The sequence below is a fragment of the Novipirellula sp. genome, assembly GCF_041583735.1.
GTDB lineage: Bacteria > Planctomycetota > Planctomycetia > Pirellulales > Pirellulaceae > Novipirellula.
On record NZ_JBFHFD010000061.1, the window covers coordinates 1 to 21,580 of the forward strand.

At 55.3% G+C, this 21,580-nt stretch carries 18 protein-coding genes; 6 read left to right on the forward strand and 12 right to left on the reverse strand.

The window, feature by feature from the left end; genetic code table 11:
• Positions 1-25: 25 nt before the first annotated feature.
• The 3 genes from ABX962_RS07285 (at position 26) to ABX962_RS07295 (ending at position 4,554) form a co-directional block, all read left to right on the forward strand.
• Positions 26-448 (forward strand): biopolymer transporter ExbD, encoded by a 423-nt coding sequence (locus tag ABX962_RS07285; RefSeq protein ID WP_339936745.1) that lies wholly within the window; start codon positions 26-28, stop codon positions 446-448.
• Positions 449-526: 78 nt separating this feature from the next.
• The gene (locus ABX962_RS07290) at positions 527-3,283 is read left to right on the forward strand and encodes a hypothetical protein (RefSeq protein ID WP_372717999.1); all 2,757 of its coding nucleotides are present in this window, start codon (positions 527-529) and stop codon (positions 3,281-3,283) included.
• 68 nt (positions 3,284-3,351) lie between these two features.
• On the forward strand, positions 3,352-4,554 hold the full coding sequence (locus ABX962_RS07295; protein ID WP_372718001.1) for an FG-GAP repeat domain-containing protein: 1,203 nt from the start codon (positions 3,352-3,354) through the stop codon (positions 4,552-4,554).
• Positions 4,555-4,589: 35 nt separating this feature from the next.
• On the opposite strand, the gene ABX962_RS07300 is transcribed toward ABX962_RS07295, so the two are convergent.
• The 4 genes from ABX962_RS07300 to ABX962_RS07315 form a co-directional block, all read right to left on the reverse strand.
• Positions 4,590-5,372, reverse strand: a complete 783-nt coding sequence (locus tag ABX962_RS07300; RefSeq protein WP_372718003.1) for a prolyl oligopeptidase family serine peptidase — start codon at positions 5,370-5,372, stop codon at positions 4,590-4,592.
• Between the two features lie 63 nt (positions 5,373-5,435).
• On the reverse strand, positions 5,436-7,142 hold the full coding sequence (locus tag ABX962_RS07305; RefSeq protein WP_372718005.1) for an alpha/beta fold hydrolase: 1,707 nt from the start codon (positions 7,140-7,142) through the stop codon (positions 5,436-5,438).
• A gap of 72 nt (positions 7,143-7,214) precedes the next feature.
• The gene (locus tag ABX962_RS07310; protein WP_372718007.1) at positions 7,215-7,886 is read right to left on the reverse strand and encodes a DUF1080 domain-containing protein; all 672 of its coding nucleotides are present in this window, start codon (positions 7,884-7,886) and stop codon (positions 7,215-7,217) included.
• A gap of 658 nt (positions 7,887-8,544) precedes the next feature.
• Positions 8,545-9,843, reverse strand: coding sequence for a M14-type cytosolic carboxypeptidase (locus ABX962_RS07315; RefSeq protein WP_372718009.1), 1,299 nt, complete (start codon positions 9,841-9,843; stop codon positions 8,545-8,547).
• Positions 9,844-10,100: 257 nt separating this feature from the next.
• Here ABX962_RS07315 and ABX962_RS07320 point away from each other — a divergent pair, with 257 nt between their 5' ends.
• Positions 10,101-11,270, forward strand: coding sequence for a DUF1559 domain-containing protein (locus tag ABX962_RS07320; protein ID WP_372718011.1), 1,170 nt, complete (start codon positions 10,101-10,103; stop codon positions 11,268-11,270).
• 59 nt (positions 11,271-11,329) lie between these two features.
• Here the strand turns inward: ABX962_RS07320 and ABX962_RS07325 are convergent, their stop codons facing one another.
• The 4 genes from ABX962_RS07325 to ABX962_RS07340 form a co-directional block, all read right to left on the reverse strand.
• On the reverse strand, positions 11,330-11,818 hold the full coding sequence (locus tag ABX962_RS07325; RefSeq protein WP_372718013.1) for a hypothetical protein: 489 nt from the start codon (positions 11,816-11,818) through the stop codon (positions 11,330-11,332).
• 343 nt (positions 11,819-12,161) lie between these two features.
• On the reverse strand, positions 12,162-12,347 hold the full coding sequence (locus tag ABX962_RS07330) for a hypothetical protein (protein WP_372718015.1): 186 nt from the start codon (positions 12,345-12,347) through the stop codon (positions 12,162-12,164).
• 221 nt (positions 12,348-12,568) lie between these two features.
• A complete protein-coding gene (locus ABX962_RS07335) occupies positions 12,569-12,841 on the reverse strand; it encodes a hypothetical protein (RefSeq protein WP_372718017.1) in 273 nt (90 codons plus the stop codon).
• Between the two features lie 9 nt (positions 12,842-12,850).
• A complete protein-coding gene (locus ABX962_RS07340) occupies positions 12,851-13,366 on the reverse strand; it encodes an Rpn family recombination-promoting nuclease/putative transposase (protein ID WP_372718019.1) in 516 nt (171 codons plus the stop codon).
• A 516-nt stretch (positions 13,367-13,882) separates the two neighbouring features.
• Here ABX962_RS07340 and thiC point away from each other — a divergent pair.
• The gene (gene thiC / locus ABX962_RS07345; protein ID WP_372718031.1) at positions 13,883-15,235 is read left to right on the forward strand and encodes a phosphomethylpyrimidine synthase ThiC; all 1,353 of its coding nucleotides are present in this window, start codon (positions 13,883-13,885) and stop codon (positions 15,233-15,235) included.
• 393 nt (positions 15,236-15,628) lie between these two features.
• Here thiC and ABX962_RS07350 read toward each other — a convergent pair whose 3' ends face one another.
• The 4 genes from ABX962_RS07350 to ABX962_RS07365 all read right to left on the reverse strand — a co-directional run bounded on the left by ABX962_RS07350 (position 15,629) and on the right by ABX962_RS07365 (position 20,255).
• Positions 15,629-16,930 carry an MFS transporter gene (locus ABX962_RS07350; RefSeq protein ID WP_372718021.1) on the reverse strand — a complete coding sequence of 434 codons (1,302 nt, stop codon included), beginning with the start codon at positions 16,928-16,930 and terminating at the stop codon, positions 15,629-15,631.
• A gap of 275 nt (positions 16,931-17,205) precedes the next feature.
• Positions 17,206-17,571, reverse strand: a complete 366-nt coding sequence (locus tag ABX962_RS07355; protein WP_372718023.1) for a hypothetical protein — start codon at positions 17,569-17,571, stop codon at positions 17,206-17,208.
• A 45-nt stretch (positions 17,572-17,616) separates the two neighbouring features.
• Positions 17,617-18,429: a 4-hydroxy-tetrahydrodipicolinate reductase gene (gene dapB, locus ABX962_RS07360; RefSeq protein WP_372718025.1), complete on the reverse strand. Its 813-nt coding sequence runs from the start codon at positions 18,427-18,429 to the stop codon at positions 17,617-17,619.
• A gap of 308 nt (positions 18,430-18,737) precedes the next feature.
• Positions 18,738-20,255 (reverse strand): polysaccharide lyase, encoded by a 1,518-nt coding sequence (locus tag ABX962_RS07365; RefSeq protein WP_372718027.1) that lies wholly within the window; start codon positions 20,253-20,255, stop codon positions 18,738-18,740.
• 501 nt (positions 20,256-20,756) lie between these two features.
• Between ABX962_RS07365 and ABX962_RS07370 the strand changes: the two genes are divergently transcribed.
• Positions 20,757-21,580 (forward strand): porin (locus ABX962_RS07370; RefSeq protein ID WP_372718029.1); only part of this gene is annotated, 824 nt, incomplete at its 3' end.

A 21,580-nucleotide genomic window follows, 5' to 3' on the forward strand; every position in this document is an offset into this window, starting at 1 on the left:
GAAGTGAGGCAAATTAGAACGAGCCATGGCTGTTGAAATCAAAAAATCGACTGTCGCCGGAACGCTTAGCTTGACGCCCTTGATCGACGTCGTGTTTCTGCTGCTGATCTTCTTTCTCGTCACCAGCGAGTTTGAAGAACAGGAGCGACGGATCGACATCTCGTTGCCCACCGCGACCAGCGCGGTGCCGATGACGAGCAAACCTCGTGAAATTGTGATCGATATCAACCCGGCAGGCACGATCTATGTCGGCGGCCAAGAAACAACATTGGATGCGTTACAAGAACTATTAAAAAACGCCGTCGCAGCGAATCCGATCAGCCAAACGGTGGTGATCCGGGCCGATCGTGCAACCGCGTTCCAGCCGGTCGTCAGCGTCATGGACGCGTGTAACCGTACCGGAATCAGCGACTACTCGGTCACCACCACCGACGGTCCTGATCAATAACAGCAAAGCATCATCCACCGATGCCCATGTGATACTGCACATTCGAAAAACCCTTTTCCCTCGGACCTTTGCAGCAAAGTGAACCGTCCTAATCCTCTGCCGAAGCACCGATCGGTTCCCCCGCCGAATCGGTCTGTAGAGTCCGGCGATGCGATGTGGCCACTGGATGTGTGGTTGGTCGCGTTGTCGTCGGTGGTGTTGTATTTGATCGCGACGCGGCTTCGCTTTGACGATCCAAGATGGATCTTTAACGCTTACACCTACGTCGTTGCCGTCCCATTAATTGCCCTGGGGATGTCGTTCGCGCTACGCGGATTGGTTTCGCATTATGTTCGCAAATCGATTCAGGTTGGATTTCTATTTAGCGTCTTCATCCACTTGATGCTGCTGATTTTGGCGGTGCACGTGGTCATCTTTAGCCAATTTTTTCCTGAGCCCGTTGCGGGGGTCAAACCCGAGCGGTCCCCGATTCGCAAAACGGTTCCCGAGTATTTGTTTCAAACGCCCAAGGAAGATGCGGTCACTCCGGATTGGTCCGAACCGGTGGAAGTCGAAACGGCATCGCGAGTGATTCCTAAAGAGATGCGTCAATTGCCGCCGGTGACTCACTCGGCGCCGCAGTTAGAGATGCCCAAGCCCAAAGAGATCGAACCGCGTCCGATGCAAAAGTTCTTGATGAAGCGTCAAGAGCCGTCGCCATCGCAGCCTCGTCCGGCCAATTCCCCCTCGAAGCTGGCTCGACGCGAAAAATCAAGCGAGAAACGGAGCTCTCCGAAAACGACGCAGCCCGATGTGCCTAAGCTCGACAGCGAAGCCATGCAGCAGCCCGAAGCCAACGCGGCGGAACGCAAAATCGCCGAAGCGACTCCACGAAAAACGACACGTTCGTCCGCTCCGCAGTTGAGCGTGACACCGGATCCGACGAAGATGCTGCCAACGCCGCCAGCGCAACGTGTTGCCTCGGCCGCGAGAAATCGTTCCGAAGCGATGCCAACGGTGGGTGATCTTGGCTTAACCAGCCGCAGTCGTCCACGGACGACGCCTACGGCATCCGCGCCGCCCGCCGGCGCGGCACCGGCACCTCAATCGGTCGCAGTGGCATCGATTAGCAAGTCGGCCGATCAAATGCTTTCGCCAGTGGATGTTCCCTTCCAACGAAGTGGCAACACTGCGGGGGCTCAGCTTTCACCGCTTGACAGTGCCGACGCAATGAGCACGCCGTCACCCACGTCCGCCTCGGCAAGCCAAAGCAACGTGATGCGGCGAGATTTGTCCGCGATGATGGGCGTTCCCGATGTGGGCGAGGGCGGGTCGTCGCAAGTCAGACCGGACCGCTCGAGTCGAGGCGATCGCAACGAGTTTGCTCCGGTGGGCGTGCCAACGATTCCGGGCGAAATGGCATCGCTTGCGGCCGCAAACGACGCGGTCCCCAGCGATGTGATGAGCGACCGCAGCGAGCAGGACAGCGTCAGCGGTTCACGTAGCGAAGCGTCCTCGAGCATTCCGTCCCCGATCACCTCTCCGACCACCGAATTTGGTCCGAGTCTGGATGTGATGATGCGGGAATCGATTGCCGGATTGGCCGATCGCCCCGATTCCTTTGCCGGCATTGTGCCGTCCAACGATTTGCCCGAAATCGGCGAACTTGAGATTGCCGATCAACCAAGAAAGCGTCGCGAAGTCGGTGGCCCCGTGACCCCCGAGGGGACCGAGATCGCCGCGGTCGAATCGTTCAATCGGCGGGTGATGCGAACCCAGGGCGGTGCCGCTCCGACGCCGGCCGGGATGGTCGGTCCCGCGACCGAAGAAGCCATCGAACTCGGATTGGCGTATCTCGCGGATAACCAAAATGATGACGGCAGTTGGTCGCTTTCCGGACACGGCGAGCCGGTCCTGTTGGAAAGCGATACGGCGGCCACCGGATTGTCGCTGCTCGCGTTTCAAGGCGCCGGCTACACTCACAAGCGACATCAGTACGCTGACACCGTCGCCCGCGGCATCGCGTTCTTGGTCAAGAATCAAAAAACCAATGGCGACCTGTACCGTAGCGAGAACCCGCTCAGCGACCGAAACGTCGGTTTCTACAGCCATGGCATCGCGGCCTTGGCATTGTGTGAAGCCTATGGGATGACCCAAGACGAAGAACTCAAAGAACCTGCCCAACGCTGCATCGATTACATCGCCAACACCCAACATGCTCGCTATGGCGGGTGGCGTTACGCCGCCCAGGTCAGCAGCGACACAAGCGTTTCGGGATGGATGATGATGGCGCTGAAAAGCGGTGAATTGTCGGGACTAGAGATCCCCGAGAATGTCTACAAAGGCATCGATCGCTGGCTTGACTTCGCTCAGCAAAGCGAATCGCGTCCTGATCGTTATCGTTACAACCCATTTGCCTCGAACACTCCCTCGCAACGCCATGGTCGAACGCCGACGCATACGATGACCGCGGTGGGGATGCTGATGCGAATGTACTCGGGTTGGAAACGCGAAAACGAGGCGATGCAATCGGCGGCCGAATACCTGTTGGAAGCGCCGCCGGAAATGGGAACCCGTGATCGGCCATTGCGTGACGGTTATTACTGGTATTATGCAACCCAGGTAATGTTCCATATGGGCGGCAAATATTGGGACCAGTGGAATGACTATCTGAACCCGTTGTTGTTGGAGAGCCAAATTAAAGAAGGATCCAAGGCGGGCAGTTGGCACCCGATGTTGCCGGTCGAAGATCGCTGGAGTCCCCATGGAGGACGGCTGTACGTGACAACGATGAACCTGTTGAACCTCGAAGTCTATTACCGCCATTTGCCGATCTATGACGACGCCGCCGAATAGACTCGCGACAGGTTATGATAGGCATACAACTTTTCCTCCTGCCATCACCCCGTCTCCCCGAGATCCTCATGTTCAACCGACTTCTGATTCCGCTGGCGGCTGTAGCGTTGGTGACGACTTCGATCCACGCCGAAGTTCCCTCGTTCGAAAAAGTCGTGCTCGATGCAAAAATCGGCAACGTCTGTTACGCCGTGATCGCAGCGGATGTCAACGATGACGGGGAACTCGATGCGGTTGCGATCAGTGAAAACGAAGCGGTCTGGTACCAAAATCCAAACTGGACACGCCACTCGATGATCAAAGATGCGGTGCCCAAAGACCATGTCTGTATCGCGGCTCATGACATCGACGGCGATGGGTTGGTCGATTTTGCCTTGGGCGCAGGTTGGCCTAAAAATGGGGGCACCATCCACTGGCTGCGCCGCGGCGATACGCTGAACGAACCTTGGCAAGTGTTCGATATCTCATCCGAACCATGGACGCACCGCATGCGATGGGCCGACGTCTTAGGCCGCGGCAGCAAACAGCTTGTCGTCTCGCCACTCAACGCAAGCTCGGCTTCGGGCATCCGGCTGATGGCGTTTCCGATCCCTAGCGATCCTGAATCGGGTCCATGGAAACCGATCGTCATCGATGGCAGCTTGAACCGCGCTCACAACCATTGGCACTTGCCGCCGGCCGAGGATAAGGGTGCCGAGCAAACGTTGACTGCCAGCGAAGAGGGCATCACCTGGATTCGCAAGAATGAAGCGAACGGATTTCAAGTCACGCGAATTGCATCAGGCGCCGAAGGCAATTCACCGGCAGAGCAGGGCAGTGGCGAAGTCAAAACGGGACGACTGGCTCCGTTCACCTCGCTGATCGCCACGATCGAACCGATGCACGGCAACCAGGTGGTGGTTTACATCGGCAACAACGTCACCGATAAAAAACAGCAACGCATCGTCTTGGACGATACCTTTTCGCAAGGCCATGCGATTTGGTGTGCCGATCTGGATGGCGACGGGGCGGACGAGATTATTGCGGCGTATCGCAATCCAGGGACCGGAGCGGTCAAAGGCCCAGGAATTTTCATCTACCAAGCCGATGACGACCGCGGCCAACATTGGTCTCGCACGACGCTGGATCCGATGATGGCATGCGAGGATCTGTGGTGTGAAGACTTTAACGGCGATGGGAAAATCGATATCTTGGCTGGCGGACGTGCCACGCACGATGTCAATCTGTACCTGAACCAATCCGCCAAGACATCGACGACCGCGAACGACTAGCGGAAGCCACCCCATCCACTACGGGGGTGTTTGAACTACTTGGCTTTTGTCTGCTCAAACATCCACTGGATCGCGCCGGCATTTTGCGAGTAGGCGTGGTCCCAACTGTTGTGCCCTACGCCGGGCAATTCAGTGTATTTGATTTTCTTGCCTCCGGCGTCTTTGATCGCAGCGACCATCTTGCGAGACCGTTGGACCGGTACCGCGATATCCGCATCGCCGTGGAAAACCCAAATCGGCAGTTCAACAAGTTTCGACGCTTGCGTGTCGTCCCCGCCGCCACAAACGATGATCGCTGCGGCGAACCATTCCGGGTGCCGTGCGGTCAAATCCCACGAACCGTAACCGCCCATCGACAATCCCGTCACGTAGACTCGCGATTTGTCGACCGGGTTTTCGGCGATCGTCCGCTCGAGCATTTGAATCGCCGCTTGCATTTGATCCGATGGCGACTCGGGCATCGCGGTTGCATCATGATCGCTCCAATCGACGTCGACCCATTTCTTTTCTTTGCGGCACTGAGGAGCCAACACAAAACAGGGAAACGCTTTGCGATTCGCTTCACTGGCCATCTCGGTCGGAAAATACTTCAGTTGCGACGTGTTGTCGTCGCCTCGTTCGCCGGCACCATGTAGAAACAAAACCAGCGGATATTTCGTTCCCGGTTCGATCGTTTCAGGTTTCATCAAGCGATACTCGAACGTCTCGTTGTCATACGACCCGCCGGTGTACTGGATGCTCAATTCATCGAAAGGTTGATCGGCCATCAGGAAATTACAAGCAAGAGAAAGGAACAAGAAACAAACAATTCGGTTCATCGATGGAACTCGGCTGGTGAAAGGGGAGGGTAGGGCAGGGCAGAGGGGGGCATGCCGCGACGTCTATTTCATCGGCGGGCCGGCGATCGGCTGACCATTGGTGGTCAACACCTGAATCTCGTGAGCACGATGCTTGCCATCGTAAGTCCATACGATTTGCTTCGCTGGCGTCACTTCAAGGACTTTGATTCCTTTTCTCGCACCGTAGCTGGCGATCACCGTGTTGCCGTTGGGCAACCGCTGGGCGCCACAGGGGTCCACCAGCGGCGAACCGGGCAAGTCATCATTATTGACCTCCCAAACGACTTCACCGTCGGGAGCAAATTCCACGACTTTGTTGCCGTGCGTTAACGTGACCACGGTGTTGCCATTTTCAAGCCGGATCGCTGTGAACGGCCAATTCTCGGCTTTCCGACCCCCCAACGATTCAAGGTCCGTTTTGATCTCGTGGACCACCTTTCCCGCCGGGGTGTATTCCTTGACCTTGAATGCCAACAGGTGGGGAACGAGGTAGTTGCCACTGGGCAGTTTTCGAGCCATTCGTGTTTGCATATGCGCGTTATCGGTTTCCGGTTGCAGCGGGAACTCGACCACAACGGAGCCGCCATGATCCACTTCCATCAACCGAGGTTTCTTGCCCAATTCGATGATCAGCGTGTTGCCGTTTTCGAGTCGCTCGACGGTACCGATCTCTGCATTTTCGTTGGACTTGCGATACTGAAATACAACCTCGTGATCGCGAGTCAATTCTTTGACGACGTCTTTCCACGCGATCAATACATTGCCGTTTGGCAGAACGAAACCGTCACGCGCGGCGGGTTTCCCCGCGTTCCAAATCTCGTTGCCTTGCTCGTCTAAAATCCCGGTAAAGCTCGGTCCGGCAATGAACAGCGAATGCTGCACCTCATGGATCGAAGCGAGTGCAAAAGCCACGATCGGTGCCGGATCTTTCAAACTATGTGGATGATGTCCGAGTCCCGGCCGACGCATGACTTCAATTTTGCCGCCTAGTTTTTTGTACTCAGCAACCAATCGGTCTCCGTTCTCGGCCGGCGGAACAACATTGTCGGCTTCGTTGATCAACGCAAAGATTGGAACGCCAGCATCGGCCAATGGTTTGAGCCGATCCAGCGGCCCCGCTTTGAACGACGCGGACTGCTCGTCCGTCATTCCATATGCCTTTAAGCAGCGATCCCATTCGCGAGGGGAACCGATGCCGGTTCCCTTGCCGCCGGGCCACGAACGTATATCCATTACGGCGTTGTCTGCGTAGATGCCGCTCACTTGGTCTGGATGCACACTGGCCCATCGCATGATGATCAACCCACCACGACTCATGCCTTCGAGAAACGGTTTCGCATGAAGCCCTAGTTTCTGACTAAGCGAATAAAAGTCATCCCAGCGCTCGATCGCATCATCGGCACCAAACAGTCCTTCGACGTCGCAGTAACCCACATGCCAACCGCGCTCGAGCATCGCCCGATCAAACTGGGGTTCGTGCCCCCAGAACCGGGCTCGCCAAACCCAAGGATTTCCGCTGGCCGCTTGCTTGGGGCTCACGATTTTGCAGTTCACTCCGTCCAGTTTGAAGTTGTACTGCGTGAACCCTTGAAATTCAGCCGTGCTCGGCGGGATGCCTTGCGATTGAAGACCGCTCGCCAAGCGACCCTCGCTGGACGCAGCGTCATCCGCCAAGGACACGCCGGCTGGAATCGCGGTCGTTGCCAATAGAGCGACCATCAGGAACGGAATGAGTTTTCGTTGCGTCATCGTTGCAAGTGAATAGGTTTGAGTAGCGAGAATAGCGAGCGGGAAAAGCGAAACCAGGGCCGCGACGAGCGGTCAAGGCAACTCACGAATGCGAAGTTTGCGGAATTGGATTGGCGATCCTTCGCTTTCCAGACAAAGGTAACCTTCGGCTGGCTCGATCCCCGTGCCACCGGAAACCTCTTCGCCGTTGACCCACAGACGGACTTCGCCATTGATACCGCGAATGTAATAGTGATTCCAATGACCATGTCCTTTGGCAAGATGTTTGCGTGGGAAGCTGCGACTGCCATCAGGCGACAGCGGTGGGAACGGCGTCATTTTCACTCCAACCGGAAAGACATCGCCGTTGGTACCAAACCAATCATAGCTCTGGCCTCGCGATTTTCGCATCTCGGTATAACCGTGATCAAGAATCTGGACTTCGATCCCCGAGGGCAATCCGGGCTTTCCCGCCTTGGTGAGTTTTTCGATCGATGCAGGCGTTGTCCAAACAAAAACACCCGAGTTTCCGGCGGATCGTTCGTGCATCCACTCGACCACCATTTCAAAGTTCTTCACCGGCTTGGTCGTTCGCAGCACCGAGACGGGCCGGCCGGTGCAGTGCAAAACGCCATCGTTCCATGACCACGTGTCCTCCGCACTGTTGACGTGCGTAAAATCGGATTCGCTCAGCGATCGCCACCCCGGACCGTCATCGTCGATGAAGGCACGAACGGCGGATGCGGATTCAGCGGACGCGGGCACTGTTTCTTGTGCGTGGGCGTTTACCGCAACGCTGAAACAAACCAGACACAAAGCGGAACAAAGGGGAGAAATGGAACGCGAAGATCGAGGCATGGGCGTCACCGTGGCGGAGGGATTTTTCAGGAGGCAGGTGCTTGGTAGCTTTCACAGAGCAATAGCATAACCACTGTGATGCTAAAAAGGGTCGCCCGCCCTCAAAGTAGCCATTTCACGGCAAATCCCCGCCGTTTTTTGATGCAGCAGTTGGGCGGTTTGCGATGGACCGTTAAAGCTTTGGGGGTGTTGTGATTTTTAGTTGCGCTAGTTTTCCTGCCACCTCTCCCCCCAACGATAAGTCGACGGAAGTGGCAGTGAACGCATCAGGCCGGGGGCCGATACACTGACGGCAGTGTGTGTCGCCCGCTGGGCTATGTTTTCTCACCTCCACTAGCCGGTGGCTCACGCCACCGGCAGAGGGTGTTCCGGCCTCCGGGCTGTAATCAATGCCCTAAACCAGCAGTCCACTTCGTCGTTAGAGAGGTGACGGAGGAATAAGCGAGCGTTAATGACGTTACCACTCACCGCTTACTTGATGGACCGCAAAATCGCAGCGATTTTACGGGCGACGATTGGCAGCCGGATCACTCATCAAAAGCATCTCGTTATCGCCAAAAGGCGGTCATTGCTTGATCGCGACCTTCGCCGCCGCCACCCGAGCTTCTGTCTCCGGTAGCGCTAACAACAACTTCATCATTTCTTCGGCCGAACCACTCGCGACGCGACGGATGGTTTCACGATCGGTTTCATCACCAAATTCGTACGTAATCGCGGTCACGCCCAGTGTATCGGCCACCCAAGCTTTGCTGGTCGAACGGTGAGCGTGGTGATTGTCATCGCCATTGACGTGGTAGTTGGGAAATCGTTTTTGAATCGCCGAGAGCCAATTGTCGGTGAAACCCGCGGGATACAAATCGGCATCACGAGGTGGCGTGTAAAACACGTCGTCATACGTGCTGTGGAAATCCATAAACAGACACAACTTTTGATCAGCAGCGCTACGGCACTTCAGCATCTCGTTGCGTAATGCACGCGTCTCGGGCTGGGTAAAGTGCATCCAATCACGATTCAAATCGACTCCGTTTGCATTGCATCGCCAATTGCCCAGCGCCACACCATCGGGATTCACCGTCGGCACGACGACGGCGCAGTAGCGTTTGCGAAACGATGTCGCCAACTCGTTGTCGGACGTTAATGCGTCGACAAAATGCATCATCCCAATCGCACCGGAGACTTCGGGTGGATGTTGACGCGCGATGATGAAAACAAAGTCGGGACGGTCGGTTTCCGTGATGTCCAAGCGATACAGCGGACGCCCTTGCACCGATTTGCCAATCACTGATCGCGTGACGTGGGGTTGTTGGCTCAGATCCGAAGTCCACTTGGTCACCGTTCCGCTGCTTAGCAGTTCTTGACCCGCCACCCACAACGGCTTGCCATCAACCGGGATTTTTAGTCGCACTTCGGTTCCGGCAGGATGTCGATCGGCCATCAGGTGTTCGGCACTCTCCCAAGTCTTACCATCACGGCTGATCTTGGGATCGTAGCGATGCGATCCGCCGACATATTTTAGTCGTACCGAAATCGTTCGCTCTTCGGTCGAGTTGACTCGGAACGCATACCAAGCACTGTCGTTGATTGGATCCGATTCGGGCTGGATTGTGACGGCAAAATCATCGTCGGCGATTTGGACGCACTCGTTCATCCGTCCCCCAGGGAATTTACTGGTAAACGAAACCGAGCGATCTTCGCTGTGAAAAGTGATCCCGAGCGGATTGTCCAAGATCTCGGATTTCGCCGCAGGCGCGAATCCAAGCACGATCAGCAATGCAATCAATGCGTAACAAACAGGATTTTGCCAACAAAAAATGGCTGTTGGCCTGGAAATAACGTCATTTGGCGAGATTGAGTGATTTGGCATCGGTGGGCTCCAAGCTGTTTAGCTGTGGTCAAAATGGCGGGACCGCGAGCCTACTGGATTGACCGACCGCAGAGCAATATCAGCCGCAACCCGCCAAACGAGGGGAAAACGATTCCTAAGACGGAAAGGTCATTTTCTTGGACTCGGCGTGGTTGATTTGCTAATCTCGTAGCTAGAGCTCTCGGACTGCAGCTGTTCTGTCGACGGCGAAATCGTCTCTTTTCTGGCTCTTCTATTTACTAGCAAAAGGTGTTGTGATGCGAATTCGGCTCTCAGTTCACCGCGTCCGTCGAGACGCATTCACGCTGGTCGAAATTTTGGTCGTGATCGCGATCATCGGAATCCTGGTCTCGTTATCGTTGCCCGCGATTAGCGCCGCCAAAGAACGAATGAACCGAGCCAAATGTGCCGACCAGCTGCGACAAATCGCGATGGCGACGATCAATCATCAAACCAGTCACGACACATTACCCGGATACCTACAGCAATTTGGTGAGTTCGCTGGCGGCATGGATCCCGCAGATCCCGGCAGCTACGGCGGCAACGTTCCTCGTCACATGAAGATCGGCGGATGGCAGGTTGCGATTCTCGCCAAAATGGATCATCAACCGCTGTATGACCGCTGGAGCTTGGATCGGTATCCGTTGTTGTCCGACGGGGCTGGCGAGCGACCTGCAACCGAAGAAGGCTACAGCACGATTGCCGCGTCGAACGTCGAATTCTATCAGTGTCCTAGCGCCAGCGGCACGATGGCCCGCCATGGAATCAATCACTACATCGCCAACACCGGAATGCATGTCGATTCGTTTCCGTTCACGTACACGCGTCCGACCGATGGAACCCACACCGTCACGTTTGCCGATTCGATGTCCAAGGCGAACGGGGTGTTCAACAATCGTTACGCTGGATTTGATCCTGGGAATCCCACGGTGCTTGTGCCGACGGGCAAGCGGATTCGCACCGATGATTTTCGCGACGGTGCGACCGGCACGATGCTGTACAGTGAAAACCATCAAGCCCAACCTTGGCACCTGACTCGATTGACCGGCAACACGGATCACTTGACCGCCATCTCGACGGTCAGCGGAAAAGAGGTCACGGTCTATCCGGTGGAATCACGTTACTTGCAAGGCAGCGTGTGGCACTTCGAAGACGAAAAATTGTTCGCCGGTGCTCCGGCCCCGCAGCCTCTACACAAGATCAACGGCGGTGACACGTACAATCTAACCATGACCGCCAGTAACATGGCGGATGTCGCCCGTCCCTCGTCGCTACACACGGGCGGCGTGAACATGGCAATGGCCGACGGCAGCGTCCGCTTTGTGCTTGAATCGATCGACTATCGCACCTATCAAGCCCTGATGACCCCAAGCGGCCACGCCAGCGATGTGCCGATGAACGAGTACATCCCCAGCGACGAGATTTGAGGATTCGCCAAAACCGCAGTCACTGGTGACGGCGGTTGTATTGGCTCATTGTCAACTGCTCAGGCAGCTTCGATTTTAAGAATTTGTCTGCGGACATTGGGCAACATCTCGTAGCGTGGATTGCCCGACGCATCGACCCCTGCATTCGGAACGACTCGCAGGAATTTCAGGTCGAAACGATTCTCAAGCTTTGCCATGATCGCCTTGAGTGACCGCATCTTGTTCTTGGGCAGATCAAGCAACAAGTCTAACTCCGGCAACGACTGGGCGTCTTCAGCAGCGTTGGCAATGCGAACCAGATGCTTCCAGATATGGCGTTGCTTGATTCGCCGCAACTTCATCGGCAGCGGAAGTGCCGCCACGTCTTCGCCCTGGGGCTTGCCTGGACTGTCGGCATCCGCCGCGAGTCGGTTGCCCGTGCGTCCGCGCCGTCCCACGCTGTCATTTGCATCGCGATCACAATCCGGAGCATTGATCGCCGATCGCAATTGCTTGATTGCTTTGCGGCAATCGTTCGTGTCGTCAAGATTTACCATCAGGTAGGGCATCGGTAGCCTTTCAATGAATTAGGTAAGCACGCTCTCATGCTTTTGCTTTTGCGTGAGCAACGCTTACGCAGCACGCAATCATTGTACGCAAAGGTCTTGGGCGATCAAGGGCCAATCCGCTTGACGGATCGCTCGGCCACCAAACGAATGCTGTGTAGCATTGTTTCGCGTGCATTTACGAAACAACTGCCCGTATTGACGTTAGAAGCGGTTTCAGGGGTGGAAAAAACAAAGCAAAGGTACCCCCTGCGGCGGCCCAATCGTCATTGACGCCCTGACAACTTAGTTCCAGTTCAGGTTTCGCTTACGGGTTGGGTCAGGATCTACTCTAGATTTTTGGAATCTAATCCGTGGGCTGCGATTCGATTTCCGGATTGATAAACACGGAAGGATGTTTGCCAATCTCACGTCCCAATTCTTCGACAGCTTCAAAATCTTCTTTGATTTTTCTCAGTTCCACACTTTCAATGCGTCTTTGTTCGACACTTTTGATCCAGAAGACGCATATCCCAGTCAATGCGATCAACACGATGCAGGAAATTGCGAGAAGAGAATGTTTGCGAGTGAGCATCTGCAAATGGCCGTAGATGTGTCAATTGGGGATTGGGGAGATTCAAACGGCCCCCGAACACTAGTTACAAACGTTAGCTTCAGCGTACAAAGGCAAGATAAAAACAAAAGGTTCAAGGAGCGCTTCATCCAGGAGTTGCATATTACGACTCACGACTCCTTGACAGCTTCAGTTACATCTCAGTTACGATCTCGCAAACGCTGCTGAAAGTCTTGTTCTAAACCGGACAATTGATCCATTGTCAGCCCCTGAATCTCGGCGTCTGTTGGAGACTCGAGATCGAGAAGTTGGCGGAGCAACTGGACCTTCCCCACAGCTCCGGCGTGCAGACCTTCTCGATATCCTTTTTCAAGCCCTTCTTCGCGGGCAGAATCGCAATTCGCTCGTGCATCGCGTTCCGCTTTCAGTTGAGCTTCATACAAACGGCGTTGTTCCGGGTCCCGGGCAATCATTTCTAATACTCATGTAGCTTCGGCAATCGCCGCATTTGGCAAGCGATGCGAAATCTCTTCCGCTGTCAGGTCACCGGCCTGGCGAAAGAGAAAACACCACAGCTCGATCGGGGCGGTGATCTCGCCATTATCGCTTGGTGGGGTGGACTTTGGCAACTCAAGTAAATGAACTTGAAGGCGATCCGTGAGCGTCAGGCTGTGTCGCTCGTTCAGCAAGCGAAAATCACGGTGAAGATCGGGAATGTCGCCAAACAACACCGCGTCTAAATTACAAATCCCGATAGAGGACCTCAAATCCGAATATCGGTCTCCCTCACCAATCTGTTCAACCAACTGCGTCGCAACGTAGTAGGTCAACCGTTCCGCAAGATTGCTGGTCCGAGAACGCTGGATTTCGATATCGAATAAACGCCCTTCCGCATCACGAGCTCGGACATCGCAAATCGAATATTTGTCGGTTGCAAATCGCTTCTCGATGTTGGGACTCAATATTTCCATTTCCGTGATCACGGCAAAGTCACGCATTGATGGCGCTCAAACAGTGCAATGTGATCGATGGATGTTCGGGGCTGCCAAGCAACTTTTTACAAGCGAAATCAACAAGCGGATCGATGCCGATGGCCATGAGCGGTCCGTTAAAGAGCAAGTAAAAACTTTCCCCCCTCAAGTATGTGCGATCGGCATAGCTGCCGCTACTTTTAACTTCCACCACCAAGCTATTTATGGCAGGTCCATTTCATGTCCTACGAGCTGCCTGCTGAACGATGCATTCGCACATGGTGATTCGTTGGGGTAATGAGTATCGCCTTGGCGTTTGTCGTGAAAACGTCCGGCTGCTGCGATCTCGGCGATCATGCTGATTCCCGCGTCGGCCAGACCTCTAGAGCCTGCAAGCGGGCTCTAGGGATGGAAAAGCTAGGATCCTGGGGAATCGAGGGGCGGGTGTATGCCCGGACGCCTACTCGATTTCGCTCTGGCAGCGTATAAACAGGGCTCCGATCTCGACGTTACTGAGACGGCACAGCAAAGAATCATCCGAGGCTGGCCGTCCGATGGAGCAAAAACATGAGCAAAACACAAATTTTGGCGGCACGCGCAGGCGAAATCACTCCCGAAATGGAGTTCTGTGCCAAACGAGAAGAACTCGCCGTCGAACTGATCCGTGACGAAGTCGCGGCTGGACGAATGGTCATCCCTGCAAACAAGGTCCACGCCGCCGGGGCTCTCGAGCCGATGTGCATCGGGATCGCGGCAAAATGCAAGATCAACGCGAATATCGGCAACAGTGCCGTGACCAGTAACGCCGGCGAAGAACTGCAGAAACTGCACACCGCCGTCCACCACGGTGCCGATACCGTGATGGATTTGTCGACCGGCAAAGACATCGACAACATTCGCCGCCAGATCATCGAAAAGAGCCCCGTGCCGATCGGAACCGTACCGATCTACCAAATGCTCGAAGAACTCGGCGGCAACATCGAAGACATGACCGCCCAGCACTTCTTGGACATGGTCGAGCACCAAGCCAAGCAGGGCGTCGATTACATGACCGTCCACTGTGGCGTCAAGCTTGAGCATCTGCATTTGAGCGTCAATCGCGTGACCGGAATCGTCAGCCGCGGCGGATCGCTGATCTCAAAATGGATGATGGCTCACAACAAACAAAATCCGCTGTACACCGCCTTTGATGATCTATGCGACATCATGCGTGAGTACGACGTGACTTGGTCGCTTGGCGATGGGCTTCGCCCGGGTTCGATCGCGGATGCTTCGGATGCCGCTCAATTCGCCGAACTCGAAGTGCTCGGTGAATTGACCAAACGGGGTCAAGACAACGGAACGCAAGTCATGGTCGAAGGACCAGGACACATTCCGATGCACCAAATCCAAATGAACATTGAAAAGCAGATCGAGCTTTGCAATGGCGCGCCGTTCTACGTGCTTGGCCCATTGGTGACCGATATCGCGCCGGGTTACGACCACATCACCAGCGCCATCGGCGCCGCGATGGCCGGTTGGCACGGGGCTGCGATGTTGTGCTACGTGACCCCGAAAGAGCACCTTGGACTACCGAACGAAGAAGACGTCAAGCAAGGCGTGATCGCTTACAAGATCTCGGCTCACGCCGCCGACGTCGCTCGCGGACGCAAGGGAGCCCAAGACCGTGACGACGCGCTCAGCCGAGCCCGTTTCGCGTTCGATTGGAACGAGCAGTTCCGTTTGTCATTGGATCCGGAAACCGCTCAGCGTTACCACGACGAAACGCTGCCGCAGGACACGTTCAAAAGCGCCCACTTCTGCAGCATGTGCGGACCGAAGTATTGCTCGATGAAAATCACCGAAGACATCCGCAAGATGGCCAAAGAAGGCCAGCTCGTCGAAATCAAAGACTAGCTTGGATGGCAGGGATTCTCGGCCAATACGAACAAAGAAATAAAGCCCAGGGTTGCGACCAGCACTCTGGGCTTTTTTCGTGGACTCTGGGCTTTTTTCGTGGACTCTGGGCTTTTTTCATGGACGCTGGGCGGCACTCGTTCACCGGCAGCGGCCCGGAGGATTAGAGATGGCAGCGTGCAAGTTCAGGGGCACCAACCCTTCGCCAGAAGGTGGTGATTCGTATTGGCCGGCAATCATCCACGCTCTGGCGAGCGTAGCTACGGAACGTAAATGCCGCAATTTGCCGTCTCTAAATGCTTCACAGCGTTGACCCAAACGGCCAACCTAAGAACGGTGATGTCGAACTAACACAGCAGTCTTTTTGTTGGGAGGGTAAATAACGCATCTCGTTTACTCGCTGGCGGCGATATCGGCGCCACTGCCGATCAAGATGCCGGTGCCTCGCAGTTGCCACAGAAAGAACGCGGCTCCGGCAGCCATCAAGAGGCTGCTGAGCATGAAGATATGCTGAGGGGAATCGCCAAACGCGGGACGAATCGCCCAGTACAGCAGAGCCGCAACGGTTAAAAACACAAACGAGACGGCGTTCGCAGTCCCCAAGAACCGGCCTCGCTCGCTATCAGGCGACATGTATTGCAGCAGAGCTTGCAGCGGAACGATATAGAATCCGGCAAAAAAGCCCGCTCCGAAGATGAAGAAACCGACGTTACTAAACGCCACTCGTACCATCGGTTGCAAATCGGGAAGCGACGGCGGAACAAACGACAACAGCGCAAAGAAGACGACCAAACCCGCAGCTCCGATCGGGATCAAACGAGGCTCGATGTGATGCCCGGACAACAATCCTGCCACGGCACAGCCGACTCCAATTGAAACTCCCAAGACTCCCATCAACACGCTGGCTTCGGTACTCGAAATCTTAAGCACCTCGGTGTACTCGGGAACGATAAACAGTGCGATTCCGGCCAGCAGGTAGAAATAGCCCCACGCCATCATCACCATCAACAGTCGCGTTTTGGACATCTCACGGACGGTCGTGATGTAGGTGCTGAGCGGATTGAAATCAAATTTTGCATCGCGATCGCCAGCGGGTAGTGGCGTCAACAGAAACGCCGACACCAGTCCTGCGATTGCGATCAAAACCAACACGACCATGGGCAGCCAAATAAGGCCGCGAATTTGGTCAGGAAAAAATGCGTCACTGACGACGCCTGCGACCAGCGTTCCGACGATCACGGCGACGTTGGTCATCATATTGATCGTGCCGTTAGCGCGGCTCAGATCCGACGCATCCACCAACTCGGGAATCATGCCGTACTTTGCCGGCCCAAAGAACGAGCTTTGACAGGTCAACGCCAATAGCGCCAGCAGCGTGACCCACAAACTGCCCATCAGAAAGCCGATTCCGGCGAGGATCACGATCGGGATCTCGATGATTTTCACCCACATCGTCACGGTTCGCTTGGAATAGCGATCGGCGATTTGGCCGGCATAGCCCGACAGAAAGATAAAGGGCAGCGTGAAACAGATCCCTACGATCCCTTGGCCCCCTTCGCCAAGATCGCCGGCCCACAAACCGCCTTGAATCACCATGAACGTCAACACGCCCTTGAGGACGTTATCGTTCATGGCTCCGAAAAACTGAGCGGCGAGCAGTCCGAGGAAACCGCGTCTGAGGAGATGGCTTGGCACGTTTTTTCGCTTGATGAAGGGTCACGTTCGGGGGACCGCGAAATCTTAGCAGAAACGCCCCTCGCGCCGCGACGCCGATGAGAACCGAGGGCAGGGCAGGCAACGCGGTGAAGCATTTAGAGGCGGCAAAATACGGCATTTGTGTTTTGTAGCTACGCTCGCCAGAACGTGGTTGGTTGCCGCGTAATGACGAATCACCACCCTCTAGCGAAGGTAGCTACAGAGAAGGCTTCACGAAAAACACATAATTGCCAAACACGCAATCACCGCGGCAATCAGTGGCGATAGCGGTCGATCACCTCGGGCAGCGGGTAGGCGGTGACGTCCCGATCTTCGTCGCTGGCGGCGATCTCAAGCAGCCGCTCGTAGCCGCGTGTGATCAACGCGACTCGCTCGGCCACAAAATCGGGATCAAGATTCGCCAACCCCATCTCGCCTGGGACCACGACGCGATCAAAGTCCGGATGGTCGATAAATTGAGCGAGCACGGGATTACAGCGAAGGTGCCGCTCGGGGGTCGTGTGCAACACCTCGGGGTCGAGTTCACCGATCACATAGCGAAGATACAGATCACTGTCGACGATCGCGGACACATCTTGGCCGCAAACTTCGCACAGATAACCTTGATCACACTTTGCCATTCGAATCTTTTTCAGTACGCAGGGCAGAAGCCCATTCCGAACAACCTACGACTCGAGCCCTAGAACGTCGAACATGTTGTAGAGTCCCTTCGGGCGACCTTGCAGCCATTTTGCTGCGGCCAGAGCTCCGGCGGCGTAACAGTCGCGGTTGCTGGCGGCGACGTTTAGTTCAATTTTTTCGCCAAGCATTCCGAACACGATCGTATGCTCGCCGGGATTGTCTCCGACACGGACGGCGTGGTAACCGATTTCGTTCCGGGTTCGTTCGCCGGTGTGACCTTCGCGACCGTGGACATGCAGCGTTTCGTCGCTCAGTTTTTTGCCGATCAGTTTACCGAACTTCAGTGCCGTGCCGCTGGGGGCGTCGGCTTTGAAGCGATGGTGACGTTCGATGATTTCGACATCCAAGCCGCCCTGGACATCGCCAAGTGTATCGGCGACCTGTTCGGCAAGCTTCATCGTCAAATTGACCGCCAACGACATGCTGGGCGCCCAAACGATCGGAATCAGCTTTGCAGCCGCTTGCAGTTTCGTTTTCTGCTCGTCACTCAGTCCCGTGGTGGCAACGACCAACGGCGTGCTGGCCTCGACACACGTTTCGATGCAATGATTCAGCGCTTCGGGAAGCGAGAAATCGATCACCACATCGACTTCTTCGGGCCAATCCGAGGCAAGCGGAACGCCGATCGGAGCGAATCCGGCGACGGCGCCGGCATCTTGGCCTAGCAGCGGGTTTCCGGCGTGATCGATCGCGGCAACGATTTGGAATTCGGTATCTTCCGAAGCTAGAGCAACGACACGTCGCCCCATTCGTCCCGCGGCACCATGAACAGCAAGTTTGATTGATGTAGTAGTCATACGGTTAATGTAACGCGTGACCGACCCTTGGGGTAGCGGAATAGAGGTACTGAATCTTTGTTCCCAATCCACGTCGAAAACGCCTGCCCAACGCGATCGCGATGTCGCCGCTGAAACGGAGGGCTAGTTGATCGCGGAAGCCACACGTGAATTTCGTTGCCCCCTGCGAATGCCACGAGTTTCCCCGAGGCCTCGAAACTCTTGACGGGCTGTTGATTTAATCTAAACGCAAATCGAAATGGTGAGCCGTGGGCCGTAAGGCACCAACAAGCCGTTGACGAGTTCCGCTACGAGTGAGGCATCCTGGCTCAGTGTTGCTCGAGATACTGGCTGAGCGTTTCCATATTGGCAATCATGGTTGCCGAAGCGATCACACCTTCTTTCGGCGTTACCTTTTTCCCCCGCTCGTCGCGTACAAAGCCTGGCTCGAGCCAACCGCCGTTGGCGGATTGCGAGCGGATCAGCTCGGCAACTTGTTGCCCCGTCACTTTGCGATCCACGGACAATGGATTCGCGGCCGTGATGGCTTGATAGTCTCGCTCGATTTCGTCGAGGTGCGAATCGACGACAAAACCATAGTGATCCGGCATGCTGCGATCGTCGTAGGTGATTTGGTAGTCCTTGCTGAAATAGATCGGACGATTTGTTTTCAGTTCGTAGTAGCGGGCGAGTCGACCATCGCTGCGAAGACAAGTCCGTAAATATTCAATCGCTCGTGGCAGCGGCTTTAGAAAACGCTGCTCACCGGTTTCGCGGTACAAGACCAACAAGGTTCGCAGTGCATCCTGAGACTCGCGGCCGGAAATCGCAGGCGGCTCGAATTGGCGATCCCACACCGGTTGCATGTGCCGATCGTACTGCTGGGCCCATGCCGGTTGCGGCTCGGGCATTTGCGATCGCAACAAGAAATCGCCTCCTGCTATGGCACTGCTGCGGTACCGATCATCGTTATAGACGCGAGCGGCAACCAGCATCGTTTCAATCATGTTTTGAGTGATCCGGTCGTTCAGCATGTAGCACCCTGAATACGACTTTGCCCACGTCCGGCTCCACGATTCGGGATAGCTCGCCGCGATTACGGGGTAGTAATCGATACTGGGCGGTGTGGTTGAAAACCGGTCATAGTTGTGCCCCCATGCTCCCGCCGGGTACTGAGCCGCGATCGTCGTCCGCAGCGCATACTCGACCGCTTCATGAACGACCGCATCCTCGAACCCCAGCGTTTGATCTAGTTCACAGAGAAAGCGGATCGAACACGGGGTGGTGTCATCATCGATCAACGTCATGTTGGATTTGAATTGCCGTTTCTTCCAAATCTCCCAACCGCCGGGATACGGTGTCGGGGCCGTGGTAAATACCTTGGAAAGCGAATGGCCGGGATGTTTTAACAGCACTCGATAGGGAAGTTTGGCACGCAGCGCCGGATCAAATTCGATCGAGTATCCCCAACCACCGCTCTGCAATTGGCCTTGGATCAACGCATCCCCGACTGCTTTGGCGGCATCCAAATGAACCGCGTCACCGGTGGCACGATAGGCAGCCAAAAAAGCGAGTCCAACTGCGGGCGTTCCAGGCGGCTGAACCCAAACTCGGTTGGCACCGGCGACCCCTTCGCCGTGACTGTAACGCCCATCGACGCTGGATACCCAAGCGTAGCCGCCATGATCGGCCACGCTTCGCGTCATCAACTCTGTCGCCGCGCGAAGCGACGCCTTCACTTGATCGCCCGATGGTGCCGATTGTGCGGAGCCTAACGACTGGAACGCCATGAGCAGAAAAGCAAATCCACTCAATCGAAGGAACGTAGGATAAAAAGCTCGGTTCATGGGCCCGTTTTCCGATAAGACATTGGCTTAACCTTTTCTTCATACAACCGTTCTAGCCGTGAACGCAGGGAGCAAAAAAGGGCTTGCCAAGGCAATAGTGCAGCGACAACCAAACGATCGGCGCATTGCATCTCTATAGGGAAGACCGCCCTTTCACTCAAACTTCACATTACCCTGACGATTGTAATGGCTCTGTGGATCCAATGCATTGATCCTACTAGAAAAACTGAATCGATCGTAAAGTTGCCATTTTTCGGCAGAAGCGAATTGCCGGACTTCGCATGGGTGATTTGATCAATCCCGTCCGATACCCCTAATGCCATGACTCTTATTGCAAGCAGTTGCGAGCAAAGCATCGCGACCGATTGCAGAGAGGGTTTTCAAGTGTCGACAGGAAGTCGGCTTTCCCAGACGGCAACGAAGTGACTGGCCCTTTTCAAAGGTCCCCATCCCGATGGATTGGCCAGCACTGCCATTACAATTACATGGAAGTTTAAGGCGATGCGATTCACGTTTCGTACCAACCAATTGCAAGCCAAGCTTGCAGCCGCGGGAGTCTTCTTGGCTTTCGCGACCAACAGTGCCGGAGTGGTGTTCGGCGACGGCCCTCTTGAATTCCCAACCATGAGCGGCAGCCAAGTCCAAGCAACGACCTACAACCAACCCTTCGGACTGCTAGAGAACGGAGAGATTGGTCAGGAAGAGTCGAGCGAACCGGTCGAAGAACCGATCGTCGAATCGGTGCCGGCAGCAGACTATAAAAAGCTGCTTGAACGCGTCGACGACATGGAATCGTCTTGGGAGAAATACCAAGACAAGCTCGCCGATGAATCGGCGGAGAAGAAAAAGAAGCCGACCATGAAGATCAGTGGTCGTGTGCACTTGGACAACTGGAACTTCCTCGAGTCCGACGCGGGTACTAATTTCTTGGAAACCGGCGATCCGCTGGATGATCCCGAGGACCGCTGGGATTTCCGTCGTTTGCGGATCGAATTGTCCGGCGACATCCCTAACAACATGCTGTACCGGTTGCAGGTCGATTTTAACAATCCAAGTGAGCCCGAACTCAAAGACGGCTATATTGGCTGGAAAAACCTACCTGGCAATCACACGCTGTTGTTGGGTAACCAGAAACGTCCGATCGGCTTGGACCATCTAAACAGTAGCCGTCACAACGTGTTCGCCGAACGTCCATTGGCGGTTGAAACGTTCAACGAAGACGCTCGTCGTCTTGGTGCAGCGATGTACGGCTATAGCGACGACGAAATGTTCAACTGGCGATACGGTGTTTTCTTGCTAGAAAACATTGCCACCGATGGCCGTTA